Below are 14,130 nucleotides of genomic sequence, written 5' to 3'. Positions count from 1 at the left end.
ATTGAAGCCATTCTCGTTGGACAAAACAAGGCTGGTTTGAAATTTATGACCAAGGTCGAGGTCTGTTGCATGCGGGATGGAGCACTAAAATGATGCGGCGCTTCCTTACTACATCGACCGTAAAGCGAATGAAAGCCGTTTAGCGCCACTTTGGGCTGCGCTTATTACGAAAGGAACGGGCGATAAAGCCATCCCTCAATCTGCTTTCGATACTATGGAACTCTATACCCATAAGTACACTTTCAATGGTAAAGAATACAATCCAATGCTGACTTGGGATGGTGCTTATTTCCAAGCTATGCTGCCTGCAATTTGGCTGAATGAGCAAGAGTTGATGCCTGATTACACTATGGTCAAAGACATGACTTTCTTGCAGATGACTTATGCTGCGAAGCACAACATTCCACTGGTATCTTCTTCTGCGACGGTTGATGACGCCTATGCAGCATTTGGTGTCCCATTCCTGTCAGAGAGCAAAGTGAAATTCAACAATGAAATTCATGAAGGTACAACTGGCACGCCATGCGCTCGCACTGTCTTACATCGTTAGCCCTGAAACATCAGTGCAAGCATTGAAAGCGCTGAAGAACTACTACCCGCAAATTGAGTCAGAGTTTGGTTGGTATGATGCTGTTGATTCACAAGGAAAAATGTCAACCAAGATCCTATCTCTGACCAAGGAATGTTTGTTGGTGTTCTTAGCTGATGAAATCAACGCAGATGTAGAAAAGTACTTAACGGCTCGTGGTTACATGGCTGATGTTCAGCAGATGTATCGCAGTTATGTTCCAAACAACGGTTAACAGTGAGTGGTATTAGTATGAAACAACTAACGGCACTTGCGCTCGCTCTTACTGCCGCATCCTCATTGCCTGTATTTGCAGAAGGGAGAAGGTAGGCTTCTGGCAAGGCGTTGAACTTGACGGTTATGCTGCGCTAAAAGAGCAACCTCGTATGTGGGATGGCATTGAATTTCCCAATTATGGTGCACTTACCACCACCAGTTTTGAGGATTAGAAGATGTGGGAGGCTTTGGTGATGTGTTGATGGCTTCTAATGAATCTGTCGCAACTATGAAGCGAACCCGTGTTCTGACTGGTTTTGAATATGAAGAATATGTCTATGACAATGCACCAAGTCAGCTATTTCAATCGATTATCTTTGCAGATGGTTCAACCAAGATAACGGATAATTTCCGATTAGCTTACGTGTTAAAAGAAACGCATAAGTATCGTGGTAAAGACAAAGTCTCGGAAGGCAATGCACTGTTGACTACGGAATTAATGCCACGTTATGAGAAGTGGGTAAACGAGTCATTTAACCATGCGATTGAATTTGGCTACGAAAAGTGACAGGCTTTGAAGAGAGCACGCGTTACCAGATCACGCCAGAGCTGAATTTTACTTTCGGCAATCACTTCTTGCACCTAAACCTGAGTCTGGTTATTGGGATGAAGAAGGGGCGATGTTTTATGAAACGGAACCGCTTTATGTTTATCGTTTAAATAACTGGATCAATCTTGGCACTAAGTTCTTATATCACGAAGATAAGAATGACTTTGCGTGGACAGAAACAGCGATTAAGCCGCTCGTACAGTTTAAGTTCGATAGTGGCGTATATCTGGAATTACGATACGAATTAGGTGAAACCGAAATCTTTGATGGTACGGGGTATGACTACAACAACTATGCGTTATACACCGAAATTCCGGTTAACCAGTCAATCAGTCTGCTCGCAGATCTAGCGTATCGTGACCATCAACAGCGCAATGGCAATCAGTACACTTGGGGTGACAAAGAGGTGTGTTTGCCAAAGTCGGCGTGATTTGGACATTCTGATCAAATTGCAAAGCAATATAAGTTATTAACCAATTAGTTTATTTAAACTTATCGAGATTGCGCCCTAACACTGCTCAAAGCCCTTCGGGGCTTTTTATGCCTAATTTAGAGGTTGTTATGAAACGAATATCTATCCCTTTTGTTGCTTCTACTCTTGTTTTGATGATGGGTTGTGGTGGTTCATCTGATAGTCAAACGTCTACCCAATTACCCAATCACACGGCGATCAATGCAATTGAACTTGCCCCAGATGTCTATCCAGCAGGGTTTGAACAGTCACTGCAAGATAACATCGATTACTTTCTGGATGGAATCGGTGTTTCTAGCAGCACGCATTTGCCATACGACCACGTATTGGTTAACGGTGAGAATATAGCGGTCTCTTCTTACACTAATATTTCAACCATTGCTTTATATATCAATGTCTTGATAGAAATGGTTGAAGCTAACGATGAGAAAGCGATCACTCGTTTAGAGCGAGTCTCTGACACAATTAGAAGCCGCACCGAAGTGGCGTGGATTGTTCTATTGGCTCTACCAATTTGAAAACCAGAAATTAGCCATTAATCAAGATGCGACGGCATCGGCTGTCGATAACGCAATTACGTCGTTTACTTTAGCTGGGCTAGTTGGCGCTTTGAAAATGATAGTAATGAACGTTTAAACGCAATTGCAGCTCGGGCGGAACAGCTACTGACGGCACAACAAAGTGGTTGGGAAGCGCTTTATGATTCAACTCGAGGATTATTGAGGGCAGGTTGGAGCAATAAATCTAATGATTTTCTTGGTACTACATCGATCGCAAAGCCAACGAGAGCCGCCTGGCGCCTCTTTGGGCGGTGTTAGTGTGCGAAGGCGAGTGCCAACTACAGTGTTTGAAGATATGTGGTTAATGACGGGGAATGTGGAGCTTAATGGCAACACAGTAAATCGCTACTGACTTGGGATGGTTCTTATTTCCAAGCTATGTTGCCAGCATTGTGGCTAGATGAGGCGAGTTTAATACCGGATTATCAGATAGTGACTGACTTTTCTCGTGTCCATGCAACTTACGCGGACAAGTACAGTATTCCATTTGTTTCCGCTTCGGCTACCGTTGCTGACGGCTATGCCGCTTATGGTTTAGAAAGCGTCTCAGAAAGTTATCGCAAATTTGGTAATTCGATCGAGACAGGAACAACAGGTTCTCCGCATACTCTAGCGCTCTATTACATGATAAATGAAACGGACGCCTTAAATCGTTTAAACAAACTTAAACAGGATAATCCGCAAATAGAAACCAGTGCTGATGGGTTGATGCTATCAATGACCAAGGAGAAGTATCTCATAAAGTCATTGGTCTTGATCAGGGGATGTTTGTGGGAGCATTCATTTCTGAGTCTATACGTGGCAACGTTCATCGCTATTTAGCTTCAAGAAATTATCAAGCGACTCTGAGTTAATGTATGACGACTTTGTTGCTGATGAAACTTATCCGCTACCCCGTAACACTAGATAAAAGATCACGAAACGTAAGAGTAGTTGTATTTATAGATTGATTAAAACCTCTGTATCGCTACTCTTTGTTGAAACGTTTAACATAGCTTTTGAATAGGAATAAAAAGCCAATGGCAAAGGTTACACTCGAAGGCATCAATAAGGTTTATGACAACGGTTTCCACGCGATTCATGATGTTTTAGACATCAAGGATGGTGAATTTATGGTGCTAGTTGGACCTTCAGGATGTGCGAAATCAACCATGCTGAGAATGGTTGCAGGATTAGAAAGCATTACCAGCGGTCAGTTATCAATTGGTGACAAGGTGTGTAATGACTTGCCTCCAAAAGACCGTGGAATTGCGATGGTTTTCCAAACTATGCGCTATACCCACATATGACAACCTATGAAAACATGGCGTTCGGTTTGGAGACAGCTAAGAAATCAAACAAGAAATTGAACGTCGTGTAGCAGAAGCTGCTGAGCTACTAGAGATTACTGAGTTGCCTGATCGCAAGCCGAAGCAGATGTCTGGCGGTCAGCGTCAACGAGTGGCTCGGACGCGCAATGGTGCGCAAACCAGGTATTTCTTTTGATGAACCGTTATCAAACCTTGATGCTAAATTGCGGTATCAATGCGCATGCGTATTACGCGTTTGCACCAGCAGCTAAAGGATTCCGGTAGCCCTGCGACCATGATTTACGTTACACATGATCAGGTGGAAGCAATGACGATGGTGACCGTGTATGCATTCTTAACAAAGGCAGTATCATGCAAGTTGATACACCGATGAACGTTTATCACAATCCAAAGAATCGCTTTGTAGCAGAATTTATTGGTCGCCAGCAATGAATATGCTAGGTGGTAAAGTGGTTAAATCGGGCGATGCGGTTGGTGTTAACTTAGGTGGTAAAGTGCGATCGCCACAAGAGCGTCACGCACGGGCAGAAATGTGGCTAGATAAACCCGTTCATGTGTGGTATTCGACCTGAGCATATCGCTGTGTGCAGCGAAAGTAATCCCAATACGTTATCAGCGGAAGTTGAAGCGATAGGAACTTGGCTCGGAGGTATATATCCACCTTAATGTACTTGGTTGCCGAGTGGTATGTAAGCAGTCAGATCGAGAGCTGATCCCATTGGTTGCAAGCCGTTGCTATATCGAACTATTCATGAGTAAGTGTCATCTGTTTGATGATGCGACTGACAACAATATTTTATTCTTAATCTTTGCGGCGTCTGAGAGTATTCGCAATGTACCAATAAATTAATCAACCGGCACTGAATGTCGGTGGTGAAAACTCAATATGACATTTAGCCCACAGGGCATGTTGGCTGCTATTCGCAGTGACAAACTGATGGTATCGCTATTTGAACACCAACTGGCGAACACGCAATCAGCAATATTTACTTACGCATTTGAAAATGATGTGGTAACAGCAACGCCGTTGCTTTTTAATCAACAAATTGAAACGTTTATACAGTCAAGTGGTTTACCTGCATGGCGCACGACAACCGACGTATTCCAAGCTACTGTTGCAGTAAAAATTGTCGAGAATGCTTTACGACGTTGAAGTGTTGAACACCAGTGGTAGCGATTTCAACTATGATCCGTTTACGGTCAAGACCTTGGCTTAGCTGATGAAGGCGCAGTGAAAACCAATGAAGCATACTGTTCACAGTACCTTGATCATGAGGTGTTTAATTCACCTGAGTGTGGTTTACGCTATGTAGTCGCCAGAACTTACCGCAAAGTTCTGGTAACCCTCGTATTCAACTTGGTTGTTTCAGCCCTATCGTTGGTTTACAGTACAGATGGCTATCAATTCTTCGGTAAACAATTTAAGTTTACTGGTCAGGCAGCGGCACTGGAACTGCGTGAACTACCAAACGAAAAGTACCATATGAATTTGGCTATGTTGCTTTGCAAACTGCGCCAAGCATTGCTCAGTCAAACAAGGCAGCTATCCATACTTTCTATGCGATTGTGGAAGCCAATTGTTCTAGCTCTAACTGGACTCAACCCATTGCGATGTCAACGATTGTTGAATTGCATGCCAAGTCTGGCTGCTCTCAACTTGAGTCAGCGCTGGAAACATCAGCCCCAAGCAAAAGCGGCATACATCAATGGCGCAGAGCTTACGGAGCAAGAGTTAGTTGATTGGTTTGGCGATGAGCGACGTTTCGCTGAAAAGCAGGGCTCTGAATTGTTGTCATTTTTCTATGGCGACAGCCAATACGTGACGTTAGCAGCTAAAGAGCGCTATCTTGAGCGTGCAACGGGTCATGCGTCATTGCATCAGGCAACAACAAAGATTACCGCAACCCAATCATGAGCGCGACGCACCACATCTATGGTGTATTTAACTCGCAATTGACGCTAGGCAATACTTCTTCAACAAGCTATTAGGCGTATGTCGTAACCCATTGAACCAGTTTGCTAACAGCGGTCAGCGAATTTGGGTAAAACAAGGCGAGCAATACCAAGTTTTGGGTATGCCTCAGCATACGAAGTTGGTACCACTACTCGTTGATCTATAAATACGGCGATGGTTTCATTGAAGTACGCTCGTTTGCTGCTGCAGAATCGCCGCTCATTCAACTTGAGATTGCTACTCATGGTCTGAATTCTTTACTCGAAGTTGCAGTGTCTCATCAATTGGTGTTTGGCAACAACGAAGGTGAAAGCAAGATTCTGTGAGCCAAGAGGGTAAGGTTTCGTTGTTCGCGGTGAAATGAACTGATTGATAAGTTCGGTAAAGATCTAAGTTTCGCAATTGAGCCAAGTGCCGAGCTTAGCGAGCGATATCTTCACCAATCCAGAGACTAACTCCTGAATACCTAGTTCTTAAAGGTATTGTTAGCGATAAAGCTCGTATTGCTATTGTGGCGAGTTTAACGGTGTTAATTCAAAAGGGTGGGTAGATTTTGATGAAGAGACGGCAAAATGCCACCTCAAGTCAATCAACTGACTAAAGGTTTCAAGCTGCATTTCGAAGCCGATGAATTGAACAGCCAACGTCTGAATGAGACGGTACATTGGTTACACATAACGCCCTTGTGTGCACTACAGCACGCCGCATGGTTTAGAGCAATACCAGGCGCGGCGTGGGTACACGTGATGTATCGCAAGGTCCGTTTGAGCTGTTTATGTCGATGCAAGAGTACGCGAAAGCTCGCGACTTGTTTAAAGAAATCTATAGTCATCAGTATCAAGAAACCGGCACGTGGCCACAATGGTTTATGTTTGATCAATATGCGGTAATTCAACAAGAAGAGTCACATGGTGACATCGTTGTTTGCCATTAAAAGCACTAGCCGATTACCTCGCTGTGACGGGTGACTTCGAATTGCTCAATGAAATGTTGCCATACACATTAGCGCATCATGGTTTGCGAAGAGTGAACAAACATACTCACTGTTTGCTCACGTTGAACGCCAAGTTCAGCACATTATCGACAATCTAGTCCCCTGGTACGTCACTCTTTGTTATGGTGATGGTGACTGGGATGATACTTTGCAGCCTGCGAATCAGTCATTGCGTGAAAATATGGTTAGTGGTTGACGATTCCGCTTACCTTACAAGCATTGAAAGGCATGGTTACAGTGCTAGAAAAGAATGCATCACACGTTGAGTTCTCTGCGCAACTGGCGCAGTTGGCACAAGCAATGGAGCATGATTACTACCACTACTTGATTAAAGATGACACCATCGCTGGCTTTATTCACTTTGATCGTGCCGAAAATGGCGAAGTGAAAGAAGTGGAATATTTACTTCACCCTGCTGATAAGAAAACAGGCATTAAGCATCGTTTACTGCCTGCGAGTCGCTCAATTATCTCCGAGACATTTTCGCCGAAAATGGCGCACAGCCATGGCAGTGATCAAAGATCGTTTGGTTCATCCTGATGGTGTGCGCTTGATGGATAAAATGGCTGAATATAAAGCGGGTGAACAAACGTATTTTAAACGTGCAGAGTTAGCGGCGAACCTGGGGCGTGAAGTCGGTCTTCAGTACCGCCATGCGCATATTCGTTTTATTGAAGCGTTATGTGCTGGGGATGCAGAAGCGGTATTTGATAACCTGTACAAGATTATTCCTGTTGGTATTCAAGATGGGTTCCAAATGCAGAGCTGCGCCAGTCGAACGTATACTTCGAGCTCTGATGCCAAGTTTAACGACCGTTACATGGCTTACGATAACTTTGAAAAGTACGCTCTGGTGAAGTGGCAGTAAAGGTGGCTGGAGAATCTATTCAAGTGGGCCTGGGATTCATTTAAATCAATTGATTAGTAGTGTGTTCGGTCTACGTTTCGACAACCATGATTTGGTTCTTGACCCAGTTATCTCGCCACGTTTGGGCAAGGTTGCTATTGAATACGAAATCGAAGGTAAGTTGGTTAAACTGCTTATTTCACCACAACAAGGCAGTCATACACCTAAAACGATTAAACTGAATGGTCAAGACGTACCATTTGAGTTAATGCCTAACCGCTATCGTTCCGGTGCGGCGTTGGTATGTCGTAGTGGTTGAATAAAACTTAAATCAGAACGACAATTTACTGAAATTACTTTAAGAAATGAGGTTAATCCGGAAATCCGGATTAACCTCCCGCCTTCTAACGCTAATTCAGCAATAATTGTTGCTTAATGCGCTTTCTTGGTAGAATCGTTTCAACAAAACCAGTTGGCGGTTAATGATTCTAAACAAGGACATAATTTATACATGACAGTTACGATTAAAGATGTAGCCAAAAGCAAACGTGTCGATTGCGACCGTTTCTTATGCTATGAACGGAAGCACTCGTATCAGTGAAGCTACACGCAAGCACGTGCTTAGCGTTGCCGCAGAAATGAATTACGTAGCAAATAGCAATGCAAAACAACTCAAGCAGAAAAAGAGCAATGCTATCGGTCTATTCTTCAACTCATGGTTTGGCCCTATCTACAGTGAATTAGTGAAAGGTATTGAACAAGTATGTCATCAACATGGATATGACCTAGTGGCATGCAGTATGTACGGCAATGAAAATTCGACTGCGCATAAATACATTCTGAGACAGAGTCGTTGACGGTGCCATTATTCTTACCAACTCGTTTGATGATGAGTTCTTAAAGGCTATAGCGAAAAAGGATTTCCCATTGCAGTTTTGGACCGCGAGGTTTCAGGTCCACACATTTATAACATTTTGATTGATAACTTCGGTGGTGTAGTTGCTGCCACCAAAGCCTTGATCGCTTCTGGATGCGAAGAGATTTATTACTTTGGTGGACCGAATGACTCATACGATGCTCAAAAACGCCTTGATGGATACATCTCTGCACTTGGGTACTAAAATTGCTGTAAATGATGACTTGCTGGTTGAGAGTGACTTCACTGAGAAATCAGTACGCACAAATGCTAGAACTGCTCGAAAAGGCAAACAGCCGAAAGCGGTTTTGCAGCGAACGATGAAATGGCTATATATGCGTGCTGCAAAAGAGCACGGTATCAATATCCCCGAAGATATGAAGCTAGTCGGTTTTGACGATATACATATGGCTGAATTGATGATTCCTAGGTTAACGACCATCTCCCATCAGAAAACAGGTATGGGTGAGTTAGCTGCACAAACATTGATTGATGCACTTAACGGTGAAAAGACCTGGAAGAATTACGCATCCACCAACTAAGCTGATCTCGAGGGAAACTTTGTAGGGTGATCATGAAGAAATGGTTAATCGGGTGCGCTTGCCTTAGCTATCAAACCGCGCGGCGGCTGCCACCAAGTTAGAGGTGATGACGCCTGCAGGTAACTATATGAACTTCGTTCGTCAGGAAGTGATTCCTGAATTTAATAAACGCTTTCCTGACGTGAAAGTGGTGGTATCGAACGATGAAAACCTAGAGACACGTATGGTTGCCGGTGACTTGCCAAACCTCTATGCAGGGTGTTTGGTTACCAACCGGCTATGCCAAGATGGGGAAATTGGCATATTTTGATCAATTCGAAGGTTATCAAGAATTGGTTGAGCGTATTGATCCGGTATTTATGCGCAAAATTTTGTCGCAGCTACTACATTCCATGGAATGTGACCACCCAGCTAATGATTTACAACAAAGAGCTATTTCGTGAAGCGGGATTAGACCCGAACAACCGCCTAAAACTTGGGATGAGTTTTGTTGCGGCGAATAAAATAAACCAACTGCCGCCAAGAGCCGATGGCAGCCCAGTCTATGGGACAGTGCTATGGAATGACGTCCTATCGACGGGAGCTGGTATTGGGGATGCTTGCTCAGTTGTATTACAACTTCAACGGTGGTGAATATACCTTGTTAAACCGTTTTGGTACTCATCCCATTTTCGATAAGCAAGACGCCAATATGGCGACGTTTCTCTCGACTATGCAGCGAGTACAGCAGTATGCCCCACTTACTATGGAGAAGAGCTTTTCTCAAGAAACATTGGTATGTGGCCACAGTTTGGTTTCGGTTGGAAAGCCAACTTGGCGGAAGCTGCAAAAGCCAATGGTGATTGGTGAAGATGTTGGGTTAGCGCCGATTCCAACTCTAAACAAAGGTGATCAATCTTATTCGACGTTAGATGGTCGCGCACTGATGATCTTTAAAAGTGATCAAGAACTAGAGCAGTTGAGCTGGCAGTTTGTCCAAGTCTTGATGGATGACGAGCTAAACCACAAAGCGAACATGACGCTTGGTCAGCTTCCAGCGTTGGTATCGTTGAAAGAGCGCCCTATTACAAGAGTGTTGAGGCAAAACCGTTTGTGGAGCAACTTCCTATACCATCATGAGTGAACCATTTGCACAGTCGGCAGATGTGGCCAATATCATTTTGCAGCAATACTCCAAAGTAGTGTTGAAAGAAGTGACACTCAACAAGCTGTCGATGCAGCAAGTCAACAGGCTAAAGATATATTTAAGCAATAATATATCAACGGATTAGTGTGGTAAAAATATGAAAAGAAATAATCTCATTATGGGATATGTATCTTGGTAACCTTGGATTATATATTTCACTGTTTTCTTTTGATGTATCCATCTTCCTTTCTTTCTTTGAAAGTAGTTTTTGAATGTGAATATTTTGCTTCCGGAAAACACTAAGTTTGTTGGTTTGGCAAACTGGATTTCTGTTGTAACAGATACGTTATTTGGAAGTCACTATTTAACGTGTTATTTAACCAGGTTATATTTGTATTTCTGAGCTTTATTATTGGCTTGGGTTTAGCTTTGCTGTTAAATGAATTAAATTTATGGCAAGTTTCTTCCGAACCATTATGTTTATACCAGTCATTACTTCGATCACGGTTGCGATGGTGATCTTGATTTTGTTTCTGGACCATCTGGTCCAGTAAAGCGATGGTCGAATCATCTATGTTAAGCGAGCCTGTTTTTGAAGTTTGAGCAATGGTTGCCAATGCCTGTGATTGCAGTGTTCAGCGCCTGGAAGTGGTTTGGTGTTCAGATGATCATTTTCCCTTGGCGGTATTGCAAGTATTGATCGTTCTTTGTTTGAAGCTGCTGATATCGATGGCGCTTCGTGGTGGCGTAAAACGAGCAAAATCACACCGCCACGATCATGCCGCAAATCATCTTTGTTATGACCATGAATATTAACGGTTTAAAATGTTCATTGAAGTCTTTATGAACTTTGATTTAAGTGGTGGTCCACTAATCAGCAGCACGCCGGTTTTATATCTCTATCAAACAGGTTTTGAGTAGATGAAGATGGTGAGGCGTCAACGATAGGCTTGATGCTTGCTGCTGCTATTTACTTGTTAACCATGATGCAGTTGAAGATCACTAGTAAGCGAAGATTAACGATGGAAAAGAATAAAAATAAAACCATATTAATTCTATGGCACTTTTGGTACTCCGTTTCTATATTGGTGATGTATCCATTCTTTTATATGATTATTAACTCATTCAAGACTGGTCCAGAAAGTATTTACCCGGAACAGTCTACCAAAAGAGTGGTCATTCAAAGGCTATATTGAAGTATTTGAGCCAGTGAATTTGTTTCATGGTTCTTTAATACTATTTTCATCTCAGTTTCTGTTACTGCACTAAATACTTTGTTCTCTCAATGGTTTGTATGCCATCGTCAAACTAATCTTCCAGGACGAGTTTTGTTAAAAGTTATTTTGGGTTCGATGATGATTCCAGCCGTACTTTTACCATTCCGACTTACATGATGATGTATGAGTGGAACTGATTAATACACACCGAGTGTTGATTATTCCAGGCTCGATCAGTGCGTATAACATCTTCTTTGTTGGTTCAGTTTATGGCGAGATTGACAACGCTTACCTTGGAAGCGGCACGCATTGATGGCGCAAGTGAATTCTGCATCTTTAGAAAGATTGTCTGCCAATGCTACGCCCAGCACTGGCTACTGTAGGTATTTGACCTTCATGGGGCGTGGAATGACTTTATGGGACCGCTACTGTACGTTCGTGATGAGTCATTAATGACGCTGCAATTAGCCTTGTATAACTTCCAAACTGAAGTTCCGGGAACGAACTTGGAGCAGTTATGGGCGATGACAACCATGATAGCGGTCCGGTATATTGTTTTCTTCTGTTTGCAAAAGAACTTCATTAAAGCGTTTACCGGGGTAGGTGAAGTGATGAACACAATCTGATCAAGTGGGCGCTTTGGCGGCACTGGTGCTGGTGGCGTATAGCGTGGCATGGCTTAAAACCTATAACCTTTCTCAGCAATACTGAGTTTGCAACTGAGCAACAAACAGCAAGGTAACGATTATTGCCTTAAAGGATGAACAAACCGGAGCTGCGCCGAGGTGATGAGTATTTAGGTGGCTATCAACAAGTTATCGAAACCTGAAGGGCGGTGCTCGGTCCTAAGCCTAACTATTACTACCAAGCCTTAGTGAAGCCAAACGAGATTATTAATCAGTTGAGTGCGAAGCAACTAGAAGAGTTTATTCAGATTTATGTCGAACTAGATTCTCGCTATACCAGAAGCGGCGGATCAACTTCAACAGGTAGCAAGTGATTCAGGTAACGTGCAACTTGCCAGCGAAATGAGAGAGTTTCTGACAGAAGCCTTCCTTACTACAACGCCAGGAGCAATATGGAGTAACCAATGGAAAGTATCAAGATGCGTCACTACCTCATCATGAGCGTAGAAGATCTCTTAGCGAAAATGACTGTTGGTGGAGAAAATTGGTCAACTTTGCCAGTCCCCGATGTTGGAATACGCTGACAACCGTGAGGTTTATTTAGCTAAAGTCAGCCGAGGTGAATGGGGCTCGCGTATTCTTGCCGATACCGCTTTGGGAATGCGCCAGGCGAAACGGTTGACCCAAATCAATTGAATGAAATCCAAACAGCGGCGGTTGAAGGCAGTCGACTTGGGATCCCAATTATTTTGCTCGTGATGTGATTTACGGGCAAAAACCGTGCTGCCAATCCCGTTAGCTCAATCATGTTCATGGAACCCTGAATTGGTTGAAAAGTTTATCGCTGTATTGCAGCGGAAGCGGCATCCTTAGGCATTAATTGACTTTGCCCGATGCTCGACATTTGTGCGCGATCCTCGTTGGGGTCGAGTTATTGAAAGTTCAGGTGAAGATCCGTTTTAACCAGCCAAATGGCAAAGCAGTCGTAAAGGTTTCAAGGCGACGATCCTGCCTGCGGCTGACAGTTTAGTGGCATGCGCTAAGCATTTTGTCGGTTATGGCGCTTCTGAAGGTGGCGTGACTATGATACCACCGAGATCTCTGCTAACACTTTTACATAACGTTTATCTGCCACCATTTAAAGCAGCAATTGAGGTGGTGTCGCAACGTGATGTCAGGTTTTAATGATCTTGGTGGCACGCCAGTGACAGGCTCTAAAGCGCTGGTTCAAGGTTGGTTAAAACAACAACAAAGATTTTCTGGCATGGTTGTTAGCGATTGGGGCTCAATTTCTGATCTGAGTACTTTGGCGTCGCAAAAATGGCACAGAAGCGGCGGTTAAAGCACTTCAAGCCGGCATTGATATGGCGATGACCCATGAAGCTTATGAGGATTTTGTCGCATCAGCGTTAGAGAAAAACTGAGTTGATGAACTATGTTGATGACTCTGTACGCCGTGTTTTGCTAACTAAGTTCCGAGCCGGGCTATTTGAAAACCCCTTATGTAGATCCTGAATCTCACAAACAGATGTTGGGTAAATCTTCCCACAGCGAGATGGCGCTTAAGCTTGCCGAGCAATGCTTGGTGATGCTGAAAACAACAAGGCATATTTACCGCTACAAGACAGCGGTTTGACAGTAGCCGTTATTGGTCCGCATGCTGACCAAAACGCCAGCATCTTGGTTCTGGTGTCTTGATGGTAAAGCCGATGATGTGGTCTCTATTATTGAAGGTATTAAACAACTGAGTAATGCGAAACACGGTCATCACCGATGATTGTGCATTTAGTGATGAGATGGTTGAGTGTGCGCATCGTGCTGATATTGTGGTGCTGTGTTGGAGAAAGCCACCGCAGAACGGGTGAAGCAAGAAATATTGCTGAGCTTACCTTACCCGCAGGTCAAGAGCAGATGATTGAAGCGATTGGTAGAACGGGTAAACCGTTAATCATCGTGCAATGTACTGGGCGTCCAGTGCCGTCTGCTGCGATTGAGCGTTATGCAGATGCCCAATCTATGCTTGCAAAGTGGCACTCAAACGGGCAATGCGGTAGCTCGAACACTCTATGGTATTAATAATCCGTCAGGTAAACTGACCATGACGGTACCAAGATCAACTGGTCAAATTCCAATTTACTATGCGCGTAAAGAGTTGGGTAGATGAGGGCGTTC

24 protein-coding genes and 2 pseudogenes are annotated in these 14,130 nt (G+C 43.6%); all 26 read left to right on the top strand.

Going from position 1 to position 14,130, the window contains the following annotated elements:
• Positions 1–265: 265 nt before the first annotated feature.
• Entirely contained in the window at positions 266–550 is a 285-nt protein-coding gene (locus Vt282_RS21080) for a hypothetical protein (RefSeq protein ID WP_232055229.1), read from the top strand.
• Positions 501–803 carry a hypothetical protein gene (locus Vt282_RS21075; protein ID WP_232055228.1) on the top strand — a complete coding sequence of 101 codons (303 nt, stop codon included), beginning with the start codon at positions 501–503 and terminating at the stop codon, positions 801–803. Before Vt282_RS21080 ends, Vt282_RS21075 begins: the two co-directional genes overlap by 50 nt.
• Before the next feature lie 243 nt (positions 804–1,046).
• Positions 1,047–1,352 (top strand): hypothetical protein, encoded by a 306-nt coding sequence (locus Vt282_RS20240; RefSeq protein ID WP_197740101.1) that lies wholly within the window; start codon positions 1,047–1,049, stop codon positions 1,350–1,352.
• Positions 1,353–1,464: 112 nt separating this feature from the next.
• On the top strand, positions 1,465–1,824 hold the full coding sequence (locus Vt282_RS20235; RefSeq protein ID WP_197740100.1) for a hypothetical protein: 360 nt from the start codon (positions 1,465–1,467) through the stop codon (positions 1,822–1,824).
• Positions 1,825–1,955: 131 nt separating this feature from the next.
• Positions 1,956–2,384, top strand: coding sequence for a hypothetical protein (locus Vt282_RS19015; protein WP_162064406.1), 429 nt, complete (start codon positions 1,956–1,958; stop codon positions 2,382–2,384).
• A 420-nt stretch (positions 2,385–2,804) separates the two neighbouring features.
• On the top strand, positions 2,805–3,248 hold the full coding sequence (locus Vt282_RS19010; RefSeq protein WP_162064405.1) for a hypothetical protein: 444 nt from the start codon (positions 2,805–2,807) through the stop codon (positions 3,246–3,248).
• Positions 3,249–3,445: 197 nt separating this feature from the next.
• A pseudogene (locus Vt282_RS19005) lies at positions 3,446–4,174 on the top strand (ABC transporter ATP-binding protein); the annotation flags it as partial.
• Positions 4,165–4,308, top strand: coding sequence for a hypothetical protein (locus Vt282_RS21875; protein WP_232055305.1), 144 nt, complete (start codon positions 4,165–4,167; stop codon positions 4,306–4,308). The pseudogene Vt282_RS19005 and the gene Vt282_RS21875, both read left to right, overlap by 10 nt.
• 314 nt (positions 4,309–4,622) lie before the next feature.
• A complete protein-coding gene (locus tag Vt282_RS21065; RefSeq protein WP_232055227.1) occupies positions 4,623–4,889 on the top strand; it encodes a hypothetical protein in 267 nt (88 codons plus the stop codon).
• A gap of 78 nt (positions 4,890–4,967) precedes the next feature.
• On the top strand, positions 4,968–5,651 hold the full coding sequence (locus Vt282_RS21060) for a hypothetical protein (protein ID WP_232055226.1): 684 nt from the start codon (positions 4,968–4,970) through the stop codon (positions 5,649–5,651).
• Positions 5,648–5,856: pseudogene (locus Vt282_RS21870) on the top strand (hypothetical protein). Before Vt282_RS21060 ends, Vt282_RS21870 begins: the two are co-directional and overlap by 4 nt.
• Entirely contained in the window at positions 5,846–6,016 is a 171-nt protein-coding gene (locus tag Vt282_RS21055) for a hypothetical protein (protein ID WP_232055225.1), read from the top strand. The pseudogene Vt282_RS21870 and the gene Vt282_RS21055 overlap by 11 nt, the downstream one beginning before the upstream one ends.
• 407 nt (positions 6,017–6,423) lie before the next feature.
• Positions 6,424–6,624, top strand: coding sequence for a hypothetical protein (locus Vt282_RS21050; RefSeq protein WP_232055224.1), 201 nt, complete (start codon positions 6,424–6,426; stop codon positions 6,622–6,624).
• A gap of 252 nt (positions 6,625–6,876) precedes the next feature.
• The gene (locus Vt282_RS21045; RefSeq protein ID WP_232055223.1) at positions 6,877–7,224 is read left to right on the top strand and encodes a hypothetical protein; all 348 of its coding nucleotides are present in this window, start codon (positions 6,877–6,879) and stop codon (positions 7,222–7,224) included.
• Entirely contained in the window at positions 7,190–7,552 is a 363-nt protein-coding gene (locus Vt282_RS21040) for a hypothetical protein (RefSeq protein ID WP_232055222.1), read from the top strand. The genes Vt282_RS21045 and Vt282_RS21040 overlap by 35 nt, the downstream gene beginning before the upstream one ends.
• A gap of 49 nt (positions 7,553–7,601) precedes the next feature.
• A complete protein-coding gene (locus Vt282_RS21035; protein ID WP_232055221.1) occupies positions 7,602–7,850 on the top strand; it encodes a hypothetical protein in 249 nt (82 codons plus the stop codon).
• Positions 7,851–8,106: 256 nt separating this feature from the next.
• Positions 8,107–8,388 (top strand): LacI family DNA-binding transcriptional regulator, encoded by a 282-nt coding sequence (locus tag Vt282_RS21030; RefSeq protein ID WP_232055220.1) that lies wholly within the window; start codon positions 8,107–8,109, stop codon positions 8,386–8,388.
• A 205-nt stretch (positions 8,389–8,593) separates the two neighbouring features.
• Positions 8,594–8,989 carry a substrate-binding domain-containing protein gene (locus Vt282_RS21025; protein ID WP_232055219.1) on the top strand — a complete coding sequence of 132 codons (396 nt, stop codon included), beginning with the start codon at positions 8,594–8,596 and terminating at the stop codon, positions 8,987–8,989.
• A gap of 127 nt (positions 8,990–9,116) precedes the next feature.
• Entirely contained in the window at positions 9,117–9,299 is a 183-nt protein-coding gene (locus Vt282_RS21020; RefSeq protein WP_232055218.1) for a hypothetical protein, read from the top strand.
• On the top strand, positions 9,269–9,622 hold the full coding sequence (locus Vt282_RS21865; RefSeq protein ID WP_232055217.1) for an extracellular solute-binding protein: 354 nt from the start codon (positions 9,269–9,271) through the stop codon (positions 9,620–9,622). The genes Vt282_RS21020 and Vt282_RS21865 overlap by 31 nt, the downstream gene beginning before the upstream one ends.
• The gene (locus Vt282_RS21010; RefSeq protein WP_232055304.1) at positions 9,534–10,112 is read left to right on the top strand and encodes a type 2 periplasmic-binding domain-containing protein; all 579 of its coding nucleotides are present in this window, start codon (positions 9,534–9,536) and stop codon (positions 10,110–10,112) included. Before Vt282_RS21865 ends, Vt282_RS21010 begins: the two co-directional genes overlap by 89 nt.
• Positions 10,113–11,748: 1,636 nt before the next feature.
• On the top strand, positions 11,749–11,958 hold the full coding sequence (locus Vt282_RS21005; protein ID WP_232055216.1) for an ABC transporter permease family protein: 210 nt from the start codon (positions 11,749–11,751) through the stop codon (positions 11,956–11,958).
• Positions 11,959–12,492: 534 nt separating this feature from the next.
• Entirely contained in the window at positions 12,493–12,654 is a 162-nt protein-coding gene (locus Vt282_RS21000; protein WP_232055215.1) for a hypothetical protein, read from the top strand.
• A 475-nt stretch (positions 12,655–13,129) separates the two neighbouring features.
• A complete protein-coding gene (locus tag Vt282_RS20995; protein ID WP_269472638.1) occupies positions 13,130–13,300 on the top strand; it encodes a glycoside hydrolase family 3 N-terminal domain-containing protein in 171 nt (56 codons plus the stop codon).
• Between the two features lie 431 nt (positions 13,301–13,731).
• Entirely contained in the window at positions 13,732–14,034 is a 303-nt protein-coding gene (locus tag Vt282_RS20990; RefSeq protein ID WP_232055214.1) for a glycoside hydrolase family 3 C-terminal domain-containing protein, read from the top strand.
• Positions 13,958–14,122 carry a glycoside hydrolase family 3 C-terminal domain-containing protein gene (locus Vt282_RS20985; RefSeq protein ID WP_332057973.1) on the top strand — a complete coding sequence of 55 codons (165 nt, stop codon included), beginning with the start codon at positions 13,958–13,960 and terminating at the stop codon, positions 14,120–14,122. The genes Vt282_RS20990 and Vt282_RS20985 overlap by 77 nt, the downstream gene beginning before the upstream one ends.
• The last annotated feature ends 8 nt before the right edge of the window (positions 14,123–14,130 follow it).

Source organism: Vibrio taketomensis, from assembly GCF_009938165.1.
GTDB classification, from domain to species: domain Bacteria; phylum Pseudomonadota; class Gammaproteobacteria; order Enterobacterales; family Vibrionaceae; genus Vibrio; species Vibrio taketomensis.
The sequence above is the reverse complement of the archived record's forward strand: the minus strand, read 5'-3'. Positions and strand labels throughout refer to the sequence as shown.

What these genes read in the sequence shown, in the direction of transcription:
- Vt282_RS21080 (WP_232055229.1), top strand. Translation starts at nt 266, where the DNA reads ATGCTGACTTGGGATGGTGCTTATTTCCAAGCTATGCTGCCTGCAATT.
- Vt282_RS21075 (WP_232055228.1), top strand. Translation starts at nt 501, where the DNA reads ATGAAGGTACAACTGGCACGCCATGCGCTCGCACTGTCTTACATCGTT.
- Vt282_RS20240 (WP_197740101.1), top strand. Translation starts at nt 1,047, where the DNA reads ATGGCTTCTAATGAATCTGTCGCAACTATGAAGCGAACCCGTGTTCTG.
- Vt282_RS20235 (WP_197740100.1), top strand. Translation starts at nt 1,465, where the DNA reads ATGTTTTATGAAACGGAACCGCTTTATGTTTATCGTTTAAATAACTGG.
- Vt282_RS19015 (WP_162064406.1), top strand. Translation starts at nt 1,956, where the DNA reads ATGAAACGAATATCTATCCCTTTTGTTGCTTCTACTCTTGTTTTGATG.
- Vt282_RS19010 (WP_162064405.1), top strand. Translation starts at nt 2,805, where the DNA reads ATGTTGCCAGCATTGTGGCTAGATGAGGCGAGTTTAATACCGGATTAT.
- Vt282_RS21875 (WP_232055305.1), top strand. Translation starts at nt 4,165, where the DNA reads ATGAATATGCTAGGTGGTAAAGTGGTTAAATCGGGCGATGCGGTTGGT.
- Vt282_RS21065 (WP_232055227.1), top strand. Translation starts at nt 4,623, where the DNA reads ATGACATTTAGCCCACAGGGCATGTTGGCTGCTATTCGCAGTGACAAA.
- Vt282_RS21040 (WP_232055222.1), top strand. Translation starts at nt 7,190, where the DNA reads ATGGCAGTGATCAAAGATCGTTTGGTTCATCCTGATGGTGTGCGCTTG.
- Vt282_RS21030 (WP_232055220.1), top strand. Translation starts at nt 8,107, where the DNA reads ATGAACGGAAGCACTCGTATCAGTGAAGCTACACGCAAGCACGTGCTT.
- Vt282_RS21025 (WP_232055219.1), top strand. Translation starts at nt 8,594, where the DNA reads ATGACTCATACGATGCTCAAAAACGCCTTGATGGATACATCTCTGCAC.
- Vt282_RS21020 (WP_232055218.1), top strand. Translation starts at nt 9,117, where the DNA reads ATGAACTTCGTTCGTCAGGAAGTGATTCCTGAATTTAATAAACGCTTT.
- Vt282_RS21865 (WP_232055217.1), top strand. Translation starts at nt 9,269, where the DNA reads ATGCCAAGATGGGGAAATTGGCATATTTTGATCAATTCGAAGGTTATC.
- Vt282_RS21010 (WP_232055304.1), top strand. Translation starts at nt 9,534, where the DNA reads ATGGGACAGTGCTATGGAATGACGTCCTATCGACGGGAGCTGGTATTG.
- Vt282_RS21005 (WP_232055216.1), top strand. Translation starts at nt 11,749, where the DNA reads ATGGGACCGCTACTGTACGTTCGTGATGAGTCATTAATGACGCTGCAA.
- Vt282_RS20995 (WP_269472638.1), top strand. Translation starts at nt 13,130, where the DNA reads ATGTCAGGTTTTAATGATCTTGGTGGCACGCCAGTGACAGGCTCTAAA.
- Vt282_RS20990 (WP_232055214.1), top strand. Translation starts at nt 13,732, where the DNA reads ATGATTGTGCATTTAGTGATGAGATGGTTGAGTGTGCGCATCGTGCTG.
- Vt282_RS20985 (WP_332057973.1), top strand. Translation starts at nt 13,958, where the DNA reads ATGCAGATGCCCAATCTATGCTTGCAAAGTGGCACTCAAACGGGCAAT.